We start from the raw sequence: 15,511 nt of genomic DNA, 5'->3' as shown, positions 1-15,511 counted from the left end.
CAGCATTTTTACAATACTATTCGTCATTTCCCATTAAATTCCCTTTATTTTGTTTAACTAACATGTCCCGTTAACTCAACAAGAAAATGCTGCACAGGAATGGCAGCTTGTTCTTTAACTCTTGCCCCCGTTCGTAATATAAGGTTAGCCAGATTTTTCTGGTTGACCTTTTTTTATATGGTCATATGATTACGGTAGTCGGGGTAGAACGTCGCCCCAATGTGACTAGATCCCGTCAGCTAAACTGTTCACCCCCTACTTGTATAAACATGTTTCAGGCTGGTTGGGACCATGATCCCGTTTAACAAGCGAACCTATGACATTACAAGCAGCTTTAGGGGATACCGACTAATATGTATTTCTAGGAGGAGGAGAAATCAATATGAATCCAGTGATTGGTCTGGATGTATCAAAAGGAGAAAGCCAAGTTCAAGCATTTTTAGATAAAGGTAAACCATATCGTAAGAGTTTTAGTATTAAACATGATCTTAAAGGGTTAGAAAGTTTATTAGAATTCCTTCAAGAGGTGGAAAAGGCAGCAGATGGTTATCAACCTTCGGTCGTTTTAGAATCAACTGGGCACTATCATATTCCCGTAATTCAGTTTTTAGAGGAACAAAATTATGTTTATATCATCGTCAATCCACTTATCTCACATAGAGCCAAAAGCTCAAGCCTCCGAAAGGTAAAAACTGATGCGATTGATGCTTATCATCTTTGTGAACTGTTTTATAAAGAGGAGCTTGAGCCTTACAAGAAGCGTGGTGTTCAACTCTTAAACCTTCGTAATCTAACAAGGCAACAAGAGAGTATTGCAGAAATATCAGCGAAAACAAAGATACAGCTACATTCCTTAATTGATCAGGTCTTTCCTGAGTACCGAGGAGTCTTTGGAAGCCTCTATTCAAAGGTATCTTTGCTTACTTTACTAGAATTCCCTACTTCTAAGGCAGTATTAAGTGTTAGTGAAAAAGAATTAACTGATAAGATAGGTTCGTTATGTATGGGTCGTTCGGAGTCATGGGCAAAGGAAAAGGCACAGAAGTTAAGAGAAGCAGCCATTTGTGATCCTTTTCAAAACAATCTCTACGATAGTCATATTTTTAACCTTGAAATCTTGGTTAAGATTGTTCTTCAATACCAAGAGCATTTATCCAATATTGCGGATGAAATAGATGCCCTCGCTCGTGAAATTGAAGAATATGAGATCCTTCAATCTATCCCTGGAGTCGGAGAAAAAATCGCTGCCACGATTATTTCTGAAATCGGAGAGATAGATCGGTTTAATGATGCCAAGAAGTTAGTTGCCTTCGCTGGCATAGATCCTAGTGTGTACTCTTCTGGAAAGTTTACTGCATCAGTAAACCGAATAACCAAACGTGGCTCATGTAGGCTTCGCCACGAATTGTATATGGCTGTTCAAAGTGGAATTCGGGATTCCCGTAAAAAGAAAACGACGGATGAGATCATTCCACGCAATAGAAGACTACGAGCGTTTTACGATAAGAAACGAGAAGAAGGAAAACCCTTTAGAGTAGCCATTATTGCTTGTGTAAACAAACTCTTACATTGGATTTATGCCTTACTAAAAAGCAGAACTTCTTTCCAAGATATAGCTTAGAACCTATATCTAACTAAATACAACAAAACCTTCCAATAATAGAAAAGAGGAAGGTTATTTGGCATGTACATTTTTAGTATATCATGACGTTATTAAACTTTTTATTGAAAAATGTTGACAAACTATTAGCTGGTTGCGCTTAAGTGTATCTTTTCACAATCCTGAAAAAAAGGATGTCAATTCATCCCTTTAGTTGACACAACAAAAAGAGTTGCCGAAGCAACTCCTAGTTTTACTCTAGCATACGTTAATTTAGCAATAACCCATTAAATCAACTTAGCAAACCAAGCTACATAATATGCGGCAGGAATAAACAGTAATTGAGCCACAACAGTACCCAAAAATTTAGAACTAATCATTGTCAAAGAATAACTTTTTAAATAGATATAATTAGTTTGTTTTTTCATTACTTTATCAGCTAATACAGAAGCCTTAGGGTCAATAAACAATGATAATAAAATTGTTGCTATACCATTTATAATCCCAGAAGACATTGATGCAGCCTGAGCATAATCTTTAGGTACTAACATAGATGCATATATTGAGGATAGTACCCCAATTGTAAAAACAGCTGAAATGATAACATTAATCACGAAGATTCGTTTCGGAATAGTTTTCCAGGTAATTCCCTTTAGATATGTAAATCTAGGTAGCCTAAAACACATAAAAATTTTACTTATGCCATTTCGATTGAATTGATTAGCAAACAATCCAATTATTGAACCTCGTTGAATTGAAAGCTGCACAATAGCTCTTGAAAAGATATTAATGAAGGTTGGAAACAACAGAATGCCGAACAATACGCCAATTGTAGTTACACCGATTAAAATTCTATATTGTTCCTCAATGTGGTGTAATTTGTTTATATCTGGTGCTTCTGCAATCAGTTTAGCTGTCAAAGGTTGTTGAAACATCGTAGAAAACCTTGAAACAATTACCAGTGTACTAAACAAGGATAATGCTGTTGCAATTAATTTTACTCGTGCTCCTGAAATTCTAGTTGAATAAGCTAATGTTTCAATCATTGTAATTATCAATATGAACAGAGAAATTAATAAGACCTTGCCTGTAATTAGTTCCATAAATATCTCCTTAAAAATAATGATAGGCATATTATAAATTAAATTATATTGTTTTGGAATTATTTTGAAGTGCTAAAAATTCTAATAATATTGATTTCCTTATTCAACTAATTGGCCCGATTGCCGAACAATTGGTATTTTCCCAGATAGCCCCTCAACCACGATTCATTTTCAAACCCCTCATTACCTTTTTTCTATCTATTATGCAGTTTTGGGACCTAGCTCGGACTTATTCCACATACATTAATAGCTGCTAAAAGAGCACAGAAATGAGCGTTAATTCATAAAATAAGCGTTAATCCTTCCTGGATCAACGCACCCGATAACTTATTATCTTAATTTTACCTTTTACAAAGGGTGAAAAAACAGAATAAACAAACCAAATGAAAAATATCCAAAAAGTAAGAGAAGTTATACGTTCGTTCAATAGTGGACTCTTTTTAGATAAGATATAAGTCTGAAACAATGTATATAGGCCAAATAGAAAAAAGATAAGCCAAACCAAACTACACCAACGTTCCCTAAATATGCTATACCTGCACTTTCATATGAGTAACTATGGTTTTTCGACAAATAAATTGGGGAAAGGAACATTGTAAGTCCAAAGTAAAAATATAGGAGGAGATGTTTTGAGAAGACTTCTTTTTTTAGTCCTGGTCTGTTTCATATTATCTGCCTGTAATTCCAGTGAAAAGCAATACTTAAAGGATATTGAAAAAATTCATATTGAGATGGATAAGTACGGGAATGAAAATTTAGAGATAGCTGAACATTATGCCGAAAGATGGTCGAATGATTTAGTTTCTCAACTCAGCTTTAATAATGGAGAGCTCGGTGTCATAGGAACCTACAATAATTACGTTGAGAAAGGAACAATACAAAAGAGTATAAATCGTTTTAAAGAAATTGAAAAGAAAGTTAAAAAATTAGAAAATCCCTCGAAAGAGTACGAAAAAGCCTATGACAGTTTGCTGGATATGCAAAAAGCATACAAACTGACAGCAGCTTTGGCGACTAATCCAGTACCCTATATAGGTAATGGAGGTAGAGGCGACTATGAGGCATTTTATGAAGAGATACGAAATGCTTCTGAACTTTTTAGAGATACCAATAACAAAACAGAAGTGTTAATTGAAGCAAAAAAATAATTAAGATAGCAACCTAAAATGAGAAGTTAGGAATAAACTGAAATGATTATTATAACTTCCATTTCGGCACACGAAAAGCCTAAAACTCGCTACACTTTTAGCGAGTTTTCTTTATAATTTCCTATACCTTATTAAACTATCCTGCTTCTTTAGTTTAAGTACAATTTTTCACAATCTTACTAAGGTAAATTCAAGTGATACAAATGGAGTTTTTTTTCAACAAAACGGACCAATTTGCCGCGTTAAATTGAATAAAAAAGGCTTTACCCCTTATGAAGTAAAGCCCATTTAATTGAATATAAATAAAAGAAGTTAAACAAAGCTTCTTTTATCTTTCGTATAATGATTATCAAATTTACAAAAAACTTTATTGGACTTCAATTATAATGCTACCAAACAGGTTATCTTCAATATAGGCATCCAATTTCCAAATTCCTTTTGAAGGTAAATTCAAATAACCTACAGATTCAGCATAGTGATGTGGAGGTTTTATTATATCTTCGTTCGGGACACCAATAGAACTTTCAAAAGCTGTAACAGTTTTTCCGTCCTCTTTACTCGTTCCTACTATTTTCACCTGCATATTGAATAACTCTTCCGTCTTTTCTGGTGTTCCTCCCCAGAAATGAGGTAACTGCTTATTATTTGTACCAGCCTTAACTGGAGCATCAACAATAGCAAACTTGCCTTTAACCCCTCGTAAACCATAAGGTACTTCTTTCCCATTTGGACCTGGTTTGGGGATCGTAAAGGAAGGGCTAACTTGCCATTCTTCCGTTTTAGTTTCTGATGAAGGAGATGTATCATTTTGCTTAACCGAAGATGAACTTTCATTTGAACAACCCGTTAGTAGCAAAAATGTACAAATTGAAATAAGAACCTTCTTCATATGTCACCTCTTACAAATTATTTCCATTTAATATTCGAGATAAATAGATAAAAACCTGCTATAAAAACAACTGAATCAATTTTTTTCATTGTTATGGAAAATCCAGTTTTAACTTACCTTAACCTTTTCATTTAAACATCAGTTGTAAAGCCAATTATACATAGTAATATTAAGAAGGAAATATTTCAGTAACGTGGCAGGTTAATTCAACAAGACCCTCTCCATTAATCTCTCTACTAAATTACGAAACAGTACATATTTACAAGGATTGGAACACATTTACGGCCGAATTAAAAGTATATTAGCCTTTCCCTGCGATGGATCTGAAGCATAAACTACAAACATTAAAATTTTTTAGGCTGATTTTGTTTGGTCTATTTTTTCTGAAAACAATAGCCTAGCAGAAATTAATCGGTTTCGAATTAAGACACCAATCCACGAAGCAAGGGCAGCCTTGATTAATCCAACAATAATAAACGGAGTAAATCCTCCTGCAAAAGCAGCTGGCCAAGAAAGCTCGGCAGCAATCTTTAGCCAAGCAGTTCCGAATGCCAAAGTAACGAGCATTCCAATACTATTAGCAATCACAGCATTCTTGAAGTTGAAGGCTGTTTTTTCCATAAACCATCCGATTAGGAAGGTAGCTGGAAGGAAGCCCACTAAATAACCTCCTGTGGGTCCGATAAGCTTTGAAACTCCACCAGAAAATTCAGCGAATACAGGTACTCCTGCAGAACCAATAATTAAATATAAAATGACCGATAAGGTTCCATAACGAGAACCTAGGATTGTTGCTGCTAAACCAATGGCAAGGGTTTGTCCTGTAATTGGAACGAGCGGAAGTGGAATTGTAATTTGAGCCATTACGCCAATGATTGCAGCAAAAAGTGCTGTTACAATCATCATTCTTAATTTCAATTTTTTATTTGTCATTTGTTTCTCCCTTTCAAATGTAAACTTATTTTATTGTTAGGTTAACAATTAAACTATATTTATATTTGAAAAATTTGTCAACCCAAAAAAAGAGGTGCCAGTGCACCTCCGATGATTGATTTTGAAGTATCTGAAAGGGTTTGAAATGAAACATAAAAAGAAATGGCACTTTTCCAACTTGTTGAACTAACCTCGAGTTATTTATTTGCAACAGGTTCATTTTATGATTTTGCTTTTTTTGGTAAAATGATAAATAATAATGAACGAAATTGAGGGTTGATCATGGATTTTTTTACTAGCAATTATATAAGAGGCATTCAATTAACGAGGGATTCTGTTCCTTCTTTCCAAAAATACCCCTTTACTATTCCAAGCATAAAGCAGTTAACCGAGCTTTACTTTCATCCAAATATTACGTTTATTGTGGGAGAAAATGGAATGGGGAAATCCACTTTGTTGGAAGCCATTGCAATATCACTTGGTTTCAACCCTGAAGGCGGGTCGTTAAATTTTCGTTTTTCTACCTTCGATTCTTATTCCAACCTTAGTGATCATATTAAAGTCATACGAGGTGTAAACAAACCAAGAGATGGTTTTTTCCTTCGTGCGGAAAGTTTTTATAACTTGGCCTCTAACATTGAAGAATTGGATTCGGATCCTCTTGGTGGATCCCGAGTCATTGATTCTTTTGGAGGTGTTCCCCTTCATAACCAATCACATGGTGAAGCATTTTTTTCTACCTTCATGAACCGGTTCGGAGGAGATGGGATATACATTCTCGACGAACCAGAAGCGGCGCTTTCGCCACTAAGACAATTATCAATGTTATCTAGAATCCATGAATTAACGAACGAAAATTCCCAATTCATTATTGCCACTCATTCTCCCTTATTAATGTCGTATCCATCCTCCAAAATTTTAGAAATGACAAAAAACGGGATAAAGGAAACGACTCTGGAGGAAACCGATCACTATAAAATAATGAAACAATTTTTCGATGATAAAGATCGTTTAATTCATCATTTACTAAACGAGGAAAGTTAATTTTAAGATTGCCTGTCCAGGAAACGAGTTCTCTTTTGGAGTGCAAAAAGTGGAAAAACAGGTGTAATAACCAACGATAAAGAGTGGTAATTAGCAAAGGGATTCGCCAAAGGAAAGGTATGAAATCCATAAGCGGAGAATTTCCGTCTAATGTAAATTATGAGCTAAAAAAGCTAGATATAAGCGGAGATATTCCGATTAATCAAAGAAAAATTGCCCATTTTGCATTTTTCAAGACAATAGCCGGAATCTGTCCGCCTATTTCAGCTATTTTCAGTGCTATGTTCTAAATAAGAGAACATTCTCCGCCTATTTATCAAAATCTTTTTAGAATCTAATGAAATTGTACAACTCAAGAGCACCTAGGTAAAAGAGGAAATCTAAAAAAAGGCTTAAAGATATTCGCAACCCTAAGCCTTTTTGCCTGTGAAACATACTATGAAGTTATTTGATTTGCTATGTGATTAGATTTGTATTTCACAAGTAAACCCGTTATCTCCATGCAGGCAATCTTTTTTATGATTCGTAGTTCTTTACATTCTTTTGTTCGTCCTTCTCCAGATTTTCATCTTCTCTGCCTCTTCAATTAGTCCTCCTCTAAAATCTGGATGGGCAATGGAGATTAAAAGCTCTGCACGTTCCCACGTGGACCGGCCGGCCAAATTGACTTTCCTAAATTCCGTCACAATGTATTGAGATTGGGATCTCGGGACGGTAACAATTTCACCTGCATGAAGAGTAGGGACAATCCGGGAATGAACTTCACCATTTTTATCTCGATAGGTTGAGGTTAGGCAAATAAATGCTTTTCCATCTTCAGCAAGAGAGGCACCATCCACATAATCCAATTGCCCGCCTGTTCCGCTGATCTGGTTTATCCCAGATGACTCAGAAGAAATCTGGCCAAACATGTCGACTTCAACCGCGTTATTAATCGCCACCATGTTTTTCTGCTGTCTAATCACGCGAGGGTCATTTACATAATCAACTGGAAAAGAGGCAAGAAAAGGGTTGTCTTTTACCCAGTCATAAAGTTCCTGTGACCCAAGTGCAAAGGACCATGCTGCTTTTCCTCGGTTGATGGTCTTTTTTCTGTTAGTTAGTTTTCCGGCATTATACATATCAAGGTATGCATCCACTAGCATTTCGGTATGGCAGCCCAAATCTTTTAAATCTGATTGGGCAATCAATTCACCCACCGCAGAGGGTAAAGCACCAATGCCTAGCTGGATGGTGGATCCATCTGCCATTTCTTCTACAACAAATTGGGCAATTTCTTTGTCCACTTCTTTGCTCTTCACTCTAGGCAGGGTGGGAATCGCTGGGTTTTGTCCTTCAACAATATAATCGATTTCAGAAATATGTATGCACTCTTCGAAACCACCTAACACCCGTGGCAGGTTTTGATTTACTTCTAAAATAACCGTATCTGCTGTTTCAAGTATTGCCTTTGTTGCGGAATTCGTAAGGGAAAAGTTAAAAAATCCATGCTGGTCCATGGGTGTTACTTGAATCATGGCCACATTCACTTTCAGATAACTTCTGTAAAATACGGGTTTATTCCGATAAACCATGGGAATAAAATCACATAAACCTTGTTTATATAGCTGTCTGTCCACGCCACTAAAATGCCAGCTATTATAATAAAAGGTTTCCCGTTTTGGGTCAGCCTTGACCACTTCCGGCACTCGCGTTAACAACATTCCTCTTATTTTAATATCTGCTAGTTCTTCTTTTCTTGCGGCTAAGGCTCTGTCAAGCTCAATCGGCATGGTCACGCCAAAGCCGAAATCCACCCAGTCTCCTGAATGAACCATTTTTACTGCCTCTTCAGCGCTTCTTAACTTTGCCTGGTATTCTGCTCCTACATCCATTTTATTTCCTCCCAAACTGCAAAATAATAAGTTATTTAATTCCATATAGATTCCGAATATTTATTACTCTCATAAAGAAGGTCCATTCCCTTTAACACAAAATTTTTGAAACTCAATGAGGATCGCTCTTCCCTATCAAAAAAACCAACATCATGGGAAAATTTTTCATATGTATATAGCCAGGTCCTAACTCCTAGTACTAAATGAGATTTTAGCACTAACCTTACCGATTGACAATATGTAATGTGGCTGCATTACTTCATTCATGCATGAAACCTCTGAATTTTAGCATCCTAAAAAGTACAATTGTTTATTTTCGGAGGGTGAATAATGGAGAAAGTGTTTGTTGAGGCGATACGGGATTTTGCGGTGCCGTTTACGAACTCAGAAAATTTAGATGTGGTAATCCGGGAAATTGGTCAGCAGAAGTTTGTTTTACTTGGGGAATCCTCACATGGCACCTCAGAATTTTATAAAATACGAACGGAACTTTCGAAACGGCTCATTAAGGAGAAAGGTTTTACGTTCATCGCAGTGGAAGGAGATTGGCCAGCATGTCAGCTAGTGAACCATTATATCAAAGGGTGGGATCGTAAAAATCCCCATGCCCGCGATGTCGTTCAAGCCTTTAACCGCTGGCCGACATGGATGTGGGCCAATGAGGAAATCGTTGACTTTATTGAATGGCTGAAGCAATATAATCAATCGCAGCCACATGAAAAGAAGGTTGGTTTTTATGGGATTGACGTCTATAGTCTATGGGAGTCGATGGATGAAATACTTCGGTATCTGAAAAAATCAAAGTCACCCGAACTGGAGGCAGCTCGAAAAGCATTTGCCTGTTTCGAGCCGTTTAATCGGCAGCCTGAGAAATATGGAGTCTCCGCAGCCTTTTACAATGAGGATTGTCGAGATGAAGTGGTCAAGCTTTTAACTGAAATTTGCTTAAAGAGAAATACCCACTCCGAAAATGAAGAGAGCGGATTAAATCTTGAGGTGAATGCACTCATAACGGCTAACGCAGAGAACTATTACCGTACAATGATGGTTGATGATACCGAGTCGTGGAATATTCGTGACCGTCATATGGTTGAAGCACTTAATCGCATCATGGCTTTCTTTTCTAACAAGGCAAAAGGAATTGTTTGGGAGCACAATACCCATTTAGGCGATGCCAGAGCAACGGATATGGCAGACGAAGGAATGGTCAATGTTGGCCAAATTTTAAGAGAGCAAGAAGGCGACGAACAAGTCTATATCGTCGGCTTTGGAACAAATCGGGGCTCTGTCATTGCCGCTGACCGATGGGGCGATGATTTTAAAATCATGATCACGCCGCCAGCAGAAGCAGGCAGCTGGGAAGACCTCATGTATAAGGCCGGAGCTTCTGATAAAATATTGATTTTCAACGAACAAAACAAAGAACTCTTTAACCACCCCATTGGTCATCGAGCGATTGGAGTCGTATACAACCCGAAATACGAACATCTAGGTAACTATGTTCCATCCAGGATGTCGAAAAGATACGATGCCTTTATCTATGTTACTAACACACATGCACTCAAACCGCTGGAAGTAGAAACAGTCTTTCTATAGCGAGGTAGCCTGGTGACTGGCCCCCTGTGGAATATTGCATTACTACATCGCGGGCCAGGCACCGGCATTTTGATGGTCCTCGATGTCGCATTTGGCGATTGAAATGTTCCGCCTGTACCAATCAACAATCCATCTATGAAAAAGCTGTGAAAAATAGAGTCGCTCTATATCCTTATGTGATATCAACTTTTTACCATACACATCCTTAATCTATCTTATTTTTAAGATAATTCTCAAATGATATATTCCCGGTTCTTTGTATAAAATTGGTGTTTTTCCCATCGCAGAAAGATTTGTAAAGTTTTCCTGGCAAAGTAATGCTTAAAATTTTATTTTTTTCATTATTTATCTTAATTTTTAGCTCAGCCATTTCTCTTAACGTCATAATATCTGGTCCACCAAAGTCATCAGTTCTTCCTTGAGGACCCATGTTAATCAAATCTATTAAATGTTTAGCAAATTCACCTACATCCACGCTCTGAATTTTAATGCTTCCAGGGATCACATACCTCTTAAAGAGAGGTTTGGATAAAAGTAAATTTTCAATAAAGCCGTGGAATTGAGTTGCACGTACAATTGTAAAAGGAATAGAACTATTCTTTAACAAGTCTTCTGCTTCGTATTTAAGTTTATAATATTTCAATGGTATTTCCTCAATGCCTACAATGGATGGATAAATAAAATGTTTTATGTATTGCAATTTACTTAAAAAGTTTTCAAACCCTTTAACCTCTATGTCTTTTGAATTTTTAATTGGACTTGTTGCTGCATGAATAATGACATCTACATCTTTTATTGCTTCCTCTAAACCTTCACCAGACAATAAATCACTATAAACCCACTCAAAATGTTCTATTCCTTCAGGCTTTCTTCTCGAAGTTATTTTAACTTCATAATCAGAGCCTTTTAGTTGATTTAACAAAACTGAACCTAGTTGTCCTGTTGAACCAGTCACCAATATCCTCAAATACAACACTCCATTCTGTAAGGATTATCTTTTTTATTGTATTATTCAGAAGTTGAGATCTTTATTCTACTATCCTGCATAGGTAATTCAATAAAGAAAAAGCGATCCCTCGTTATTGAAGAATCGCCCCCTATAGTTTAAGTACATTGTTTCACAAAGTTTTTAAATAGTATAATTAAAATCATCTTGAGATAAGTCTGTATTGACTCCCATTGCGGCTCTAGAACCTTCCGCTGCTGCAATAATCACTTGTGAAGGAGCAATAACTGATGTATCTCCTGCGGCATATAGCCCTTCAATATTAGTTCTGCCAAATTGATCAGTTATAATTCCACCGAGCTCGTGTGTTTTACATCCTAAAGATTGACCGAAAGTGGTGGCTTGAATCCATTCAGGTGTCACAAATCCTCCATTCCTCTTTACCTCTTCACCATCCTCAAAAATTACAGCTTCTAAACTCCCATTTCCGCCAATTAGAGATTTAATTTTTTGCTCATATACTTTAATTCCTTTTCTTTGTAACATATTCTTTTGCTCTACCGTTAATATCTTCTTTCCATTGGTACAAACAATTAAGTCTTTGCTCCAATTGTAAACTGTTTTAGCCATATGGAAAGCAGAGTGGCTTTCTGAAATAATCATTAGCGGAAGGTCTTTCAACTCCCAGCCATCACAATAAGGACAGCTGAAAAGACTTTTTCCATTTTTTCTTCGGACTTCAACATTACTTTTTGGATCTGACATTGAGGTCCATGGTCTAATCCGCACTCAAACAATGATGACTTTCCCTAAATAGCAAAAATAATATCAAGAAAAGAAATGGATTCCCAGCCTCTTGTCAATGAATATCCACCATTTGCTCCTGACACAGAAGATACCATTCCTTCTTTTACAAGCTTGGTTAGGATTTTAGATAAGTAAGTTGGTGAAACATTCAGCTTTTCTGCTAGTGTCTGTACCCCTATTGGTTTGCTTGATTTTGACAAGGCTAAATTTAACATTGTATGAAAAGCGTAATTAGTTGCTTTTGAGTACTTCTATGTATTCAACCCTTCCTATCTATTAAAGACTATAAGACTCTCTAATATCTATTAGAATTGTGTAAAAACGATTGTCTAGATACCTGCTTTATTCAACCTGCCACGTTCGTATTATAAGGTCAGCCAGATATTTCTGGGTGACCATTTTTTATATAGTTTTATCATTACGGTAGCTGGGGTAGAACGTACCTGTCCATAGGAGGAGGATCCCGTTAGCCGCCATATCCACCTTACCTGGCAGACACCTCCTCAGGTAAGCGAAAAGACCGGCCATATTGCGGGCCGGTCTTTTTGTTGTTCATTTAATTTTGTGATTTTACAAAGTCAATAAATGCTTCGACTTTACTGTCCAAGAAATTAAGCGTTCCTTCGTCAACTAATTGGCCTGATTGTTCATCAAACTTCTGATGGGCAAAACCGATTAGTACTTCATTTCCGCCCGGAGGAAGGATTCTTGCTTGAATGCCAGGGGCATCCAGAATTTCACGCAAATGCATTTGGGCACGCACGGTTCCGAGCATTCCCATAGTCGCACCGAGAGCCATGACTGGTTTGCCAATGAAAACCTTATCCACCCTCGAAGCCCAGTCCAAGGCGTTTTTCAAAACACCAGGAATCGACCAGTTGTATTCCGGAGTAATAATGACAACTCCGTCAGCATTTGAAACTGCCTCTTTGAATTCTTTTACAGACTGCGGCGGATTGTTTTCTTCATCTTGATCAAAATGAGGCAAGGAACGGATGTCGGCAATTTCCAAGTTCATTTTTTCTTTGTATCTTTCCTGCATTGTTTTAGCCAGATGCATGTTATAAGACTCTTTCCTTAGACTTCCTACGAGTACAACAATATTCATCCTTTATTTCCTCCTGATGTATTGGTAATAATTTTTGAAATTAAATTATGTTACACTTCGGATTGTTCATCCGTTATTCCATTCAATACGGTTTTATGGGTATCCCTAAGAATAGGGATAACCACACTTTCAAGGCGTTTGCCTTCTTCGGTTAAATGATTAAAGATTCAACGTCATCACGCATTCGTTATATGACTTCCCCATTCGCCCTTCGGTTGCAACCAGCTGACGCTTCTATCCACAATTAAATCGCCCAGTGTTCCTTCGTAATTCTTGCGGTATGGTTTAATAAATTCTTCCGCAAGCCAGCTATCTCTCGTGCCTTGCCATGTTTCATAAATGATCAAGTCATCCGGCTGATCCAGATCGTCCGATACAATGGCGCTAATGAATGCCTTCTCGGATGACATCTCCTCAATAAGGGAAGATAGCTCCTTGCGGAATTCTTCTTTCTTCCCTGGTTTAGCCTTAAAACGAATATTGAGTTGAACTTGTTGATTGGTCATATTGACTCCTCCTATAAATTTTATATTTTGCGGCGATTCCGTTACACCATTCCCCAAGTACTTGAAGAACAACTTACAAGATATAGTATCCTTCAGTAAGCACATTAACGGAAGTACCCACTTTTTTGTGATATAGTAACTAAAAAGTAATAAATGTGGAATGGAGAGGTTTAGACTTGAAAAAATTTAGTTGTGGTTTTGAAGTGACAAAGGAAATCATTGGCGGAAAATGGAAAGGTCTTGTATTATACTTTTTAATGAATGGACCAAAGAGAACGAGTGAATTAAAGCGCATTGTCCCAAATATAACTCAGAAAATGCTGATTCAAACACTTAGAGAGCTTGAAGACAGTGGACTTGTGAGCAGAAAGATGTATAATCAAGTACCACCGAAGGTTGAATATTCATCCACTGAACTTGGAGAATCTCTTAAACCTATCTTGCAGGAGCTCTGTCAATGGGGAAGCCATTATGCGGAGCAAGAGTATGCAGAAGGTGAATTTGAAATCGCACAACCAGAAGAGGCTTCTTAATGAGGAAACCAGCTTATAACACCTTATATGTAAGGTATTTTATTGTTGTACTAAGATTTGGCCATTTTAATTCGAAGTAGATGGCCTCGACTGATTCTTTAAGACCATTAAAGCTTCCTTAATGTAGTTAAAAACGGGGGTAGCGTCCTAGGTATATAATACCAAATAATAGTCCTTTTCGCTTTCGAATAAACTACTTTCTATTTATTTCAACTAGTTCAATATTCAAAGTAAAATACTCCTAATCATGACTAACCTTATTCAACTATCCTGCCCGTTAGCACAATAAGAAAATGAGTTGCCGCTGCAACTCATTTTTATCTTGAACTCTTACACCCTTTTCTTTAAATGAAAGTTTTTTAACAATAATTGGTGTAAAGGTTTTATTTCCAGAAATGACCGTAATAAAAGAATAGCTGCAATTACATGAAATGGTTATTTTAACTCATAATTAAATCAGGGAGGTTTTACGCATAGGAATTTTAGTTGGAGGCTTGGACTAATAATTTTATCTCAACAAGTGATTATGCCAGGAAGTTTAGTAGTCACTAACAACAGTGATCCTATCTCCGTTGCCAACCGTACTACCTTTTCGTTACACTTACCTATATTATCCATTTTGGATACAAAAAAGTTTAAAATATTCATGGACGGTATTGACCAGCATGTAACTAAAAATCCCAAAAATGCAATTATAGATAAAAACGGGAATATTATACCTGAACAACTAGGTTACCGTTTAAATCGCCAAGTTTTCACAGAAAATATTTTTTCTTATTTTTTTAATAATGGCTTATCTACATTAGAAGTCCCCTTACTAGCTATTTATCCAAGGGTCGACAGTGAATTACTTGGAAATATTAGAGGTGAAAAAATTGGGGAATATGTAACGTTTTTCAATTCCAATAACAAAGAAAGAAACAATAATATTTCTCTTGCTGTAAAAGCCATTAATAATTATGTTCTTTTTCCAGGTGAAATATTTTCCTTTAATAACGTGGTTGGAGAAAGAACAGAAGGAAAAGGATATATGCAAGCAACAGTAATCGTTAATGGGGAATTTTCAGTGGACTTTGGCGGTGGAATTTGTCAAGTATCGTCTACCCTTTTTAATGCAGTTGATAATGCTGGTTTAAATATTATTCAGCGTAATTCACACAGTAGAGAGGTTTCTTATGTTCCACCAAAGCGGGATGCCACCGTTAGTTGGAATGGGCCTGATTTAATCTTTAAAAATAATTACAATCAACCTATACTCATACTTGCAAAATCGATAGAAAACAAATTAATAATCGAAATTTATTCTTCTGATGTAATTACATATACGCCTAAGAAAGTTCCATATCTTCCCTATGAAAAACATCCCCCCAAGTAAATATTTACTTGGGGTTTTTTCTTTTTCACTAACCTGACCGTTTGCCCAT

At 36.7% G+C, this 15,511-nt stretch carries 14 protein-coding genes and 1 pseudogene; 6 read left to right on the top strand and 9 right to left on the bottom strand.

Features of this window, described 5'->3' with window-relative positions:
- Nucleotides 1-382: 382 nt before the first annotated feature.
- Nucleotides 383-1,621, top strand: a complete 1,239-nt coding sequence (locus AC4E8C_RS11535; RefSeq protein WP_490212242.1) for an IS110 family RNA-guided transposase — start codon at nucleotides 383-385, stop codon at nucleotides 1,619-1,621.
- A 266-nt stretch (nucleotides 1,622-1,887) separates the two neighbouring features.
- On the opposite strand, the gene AC4E8C_RS11530 is transcribed toward AC4E8C_RS11535, so the two are convergent.
- A complete protein-coding gene (locus tag AC4E8C_RS11530; RefSeq protein ID WP_490212241.1) occupies nucleotides 1,888-2,703 on the bottom strand; it encodes a lipid II flippase Amj family protein in 816 nt (271 codons plus the stop codon).
- 629 nt (nucleotides 2,704-3,332) lie between these two features.
- Between AC4E8C_RS11530 and AC4E8C_RS11525 the strand changes: the two genes are divergently transcribed.
- Nucleotides 3,333-3,851, top strand: a complete 519-nt coding sequence (locus AC4E8C_RS11525) for a hypothetical protein (protein WP_490212240.1) — start codon at nucleotides 3,333-3,335, stop codon at nucleotides 3,849-3,851.
- 367 nt (nucleotides 3,852-4,218) lie between these two features.
- Here AC4E8C_RS11525 and AC4E8C_RS11520 read toward each other — a convergent pair whose 3' ends face one another.
- Both AC4E8C_RS11520 and AC4E8C_RS11515 read right to left on the bottom strand, forming a co-directional pair.
- The gene (locus tag AC4E8C_RS11520) at nucleotides 4,219-4,740 is read right to left on the bottom strand and encodes a DUF4871 domain-containing protein (RefSeq protein ID WP_490212239.1); all 522 of its coding nucleotides are present in this window, start codon (nucleotides 4,738-4,740) and stop codon (nucleotides 4,219-4,221) included.
- Nucleotides 4,741-5,094: 354 nt separating this feature from the next.
- The gene (locus AC4E8C_RS11515; protein ID WP_490212238.1) at nucleotides 5,095-5,673 is read right to left on the bottom strand and encodes a biotin transporter BioY; all 579 of its coding nucleotides are present in this window, start codon (nucleotides 5,671-5,673) and stop codon (nucleotides 5,095-5,097) included.
- Nucleotides 5,674-5,955: 282 nt separating this feature from the next.
- Here AC4E8C_RS11515 and AC4E8C_RS11510 point away from each other — a divergent pair, with 282 nt between their 5' ends.
- Nucleotides 5,956-6,717, top strand: a complete 762-nt coding sequence (locus tag AC4E8C_RS11510) for an AAA family ATPase (RefSeq protein ID WP_490212237.1) — start codon at nucleotides 5,956-5,958, stop codon at nucleotides 6,715-6,717.
- Nucleotides 6,718-7,250: 533 nt separating this feature from the next.
- On the opposite strand, the gene AC4E8C_RS11505 is transcribed toward AC4E8C_RS11510, so the two are convergent.
- Complete coding sequence (locus AC4E8C_RS11505; RefSeq protein ID WP_490212236.1) at nucleotides 7,251-8,591, bottom strand: acetyl-CoA hydrolase/transferase family protein; 1,341 nt, start codon at nucleotides 8,589-8,591, stop codon at nucleotides 7,251-7,253.
- Nucleotides 8,592-8,921: 330 nt separating this feature from the next.
- Here AC4E8C_RS11505 and AC4E8C_RS11500 point away from each other — a divergent pair, with 330 nt between their 5' ends.
- Complete coding sequence (locus AC4E8C_RS11500) at nucleotides 8,922-10,187, top strand: erythromycin esterase family protein (protein ID WP_490212235.1); 1,266 nt, start codon at nucleotides 8,922-8,924, stop codon at nucleotides 10,185-10,187.
- Nucleotides 10,188-10,392: 205 nt separating this feature from the next.
- Here the strand turns inward: AC4E8C_RS11500 and AC4E8C_RS11495 are convergent, their stop codons facing one another.
- The 5 genes and pseudogenes from AC4E8C_RS11495 to AC4E8C_RS11475 form a co-directional block, all read right to left on the bottom strand.
- The gene (locus AC4E8C_RS11495; RefSeq protein WP_490212234.1) at nucleotides 10,393-11,142 is read right to left on the bottom strand and encodes an SDR family oxidoreductase; all 750 of its coding nucleotides are present in this window, start codon (nucleotides 11,140-11,142) and stop codon (nucleotides 10,393-10,395) included.
- 174 nt (nucleotides 11,143-11,316) lie between these two features.
- The gene (locus AC4E8C_RS11490; protein WP_490212233.1) at nucleotides 11,317-11,898 is read right to left on the bottom strand and encodes an FAD-dependent oxidoreductase; all 582 of its coding nucleotides are present in this window, start codon (nucleotides 11,896-11,898) and stop codon (nucleotides 11,317-11,319) included.
- Nucleotides 11,811-12,191 (bottom strand): annotated as a pseudogene (locus AC4E8C_RS11485) (Rrf2 family transcriptional regulator); the annotation flags it as partial. The pseudogene AC4E8C_RS11485 and the gene AC4E8C_RS11490, both read right to left, overlap by 88 nt.
- A 305-nt stretch (nucleotides 12,192-12,496) precedes the next feature.
- Nucleotides 12,497-13,048: an NADPH-dependent FMN reductase gene (locus tag AC4E8C_RS11480; protein ID WP_490212232.1), complete on the bottom strand. Its 552-nt coding sequence runs from the start codon at nucleotides 13,046-13,048 to the stop codon at nucleotides 12,497-12,499.
- Between the two features lie 176 nt (nucleotides 13,049-13,224).
- Nucleotides 13,225-13,554, bottom strand: a complete 330-nt coding sequence (locus tag AC4E8C_RS11475) for a putative quinol monooxygenase (RefSeq protein WP_007085797.1) — start codon at nucleotides 13,552-13,554, stop codon at nucleotides 13,225-13,227.
- Nucleotides 13,555-13,730: 176 nt separating this feature from the next.
- Here AC4E8C_RS11475 and AC4E8C_RS11470 point away from each other — a divergent pair, with 176 nt between their 5' ends.
- Together AC4E8C_RS11470 and AC4E8C_RS11465 are read left to right on the top strand one after the other, a co-directional pair.
- Nucleotides 13,731-14,087 (top strand): winged helix-turn-helix transcriptional regulator, encoded by a 357-nt coding sequence (locus AC4E8C_RS11470; RefSeq protein ID WP_490212231.1) that lies wholly within the window; start codon nucleotides 13,731-13,733, stop codon nucleotides 14,085-14,087.
- Between the two features lie 526 nt (nucleotides 14,088-14,613).
- A complete protein-coding gene (locus AC4E8C_RS11465) occupies nucleotides 14,614-15,462 on the top strand; it encodes a VanW family protein (RefSeq protein WP_490212230.1) in 849 nt (282 codons plus the stop codon).
- Nucleotides 15,463-15,511: the final 49 nt, after the last annotated feature.

The sequence above is a fragment of the Neobacillus sp. SRL179 genome, assembly GCF_984799095.1.
Note: the sequence above shows the minus strand (reverse complement) of the source record. Positions and strands in the feature narration are given on the sequence as shown.

What these genes read in the sequence shown, in the direction of transcription:
- AC4E8C_RS11475 (WP_007085797.1), bottom strand. Translation starts at nt 13,554, where the DNA reads ATGACCAATCAACAAGTTCAACTCAATATTCGTTTTAAGGCTAAACCA.
- AC4E8C_RS11490 (WP_490212233.1), bottom strand. Translation starts at nt 11,898, where the DNA reads ATGTCAGATCCAAAAAGTAATGTTGAAGTCCGAAGAAAAAATGGAAAA.
- AC4E8C_RS11530 (WP_490212241.1), bottom strand. Translation starts at nt 2,703, where the DNA reads ATGGAACTAATTACAGGCAAGGTCTTATTAATTTCTCTGTTCATATTG.
- AC4E8C_RS11510 (WP_490212237.1), top strand. Translation starts at nt 5,956, where the DNA reads ATGGATTTTTTTACTAGCAATTATATAAGAGGCATTCAATTAACGAGG.
- AC4E8C_RS11480 (WP_490212232.1), bottom strand. Translation starts at nt 13,048, where the DNA reads ATGAATATTGTTGTACTCGTAGGAAGTCTAAGGAAAGAGTCTTATAAC.
- AC4E8C_RS11505 (WP_490212236.1), bottom strand. Translation starts at nt 8,591, where the DNA reads ATGGATGTAGGAGCAGAATACCAGGCAAAGTTAAGAAGCGCTGAAGAG.
- AC4E8C_RS11520 (WP_490212239.1), bottom strand. Translation starts at nt 4,740, where the DNA reads ATGAAGAAGGTTCTTATTTCAATTTGTACATTTTTGCTACTAACGGGT.
- AC4E8C_RS11515 (WP_490212238.1), bottom strand. Translation starts at nt 5,673, where the DNA reads ATGACAAATAAAAAATTGAAATTAAGAATGATGATTGTAACAGCACTT.
- AC4E8C_RS11500 (WP_490212235.1), top strand. Translation starts at nt 8,922, where the DNA reads ATGGAGAAAGTGTTTGTTGAGGCGATACGGGATTTTGCGGTGCCGTTT.
- AC4E8C_RS11535 (WP_490212242.1), top strand. Translation starts at nt 383, where the DNA reads ATGAATCCAGTGATTGGTCTGGATGTATCAAAAGGAGAAAGCCAAGTT.
- AC4E8C_RS11465 (WP_490212230.1), top strand. Translation starts at nt 14,614, where the DNA reads ATGCCAGGAAGTTTAGTAGTCACTAACAACAGTGATCCTATCTCCGTT.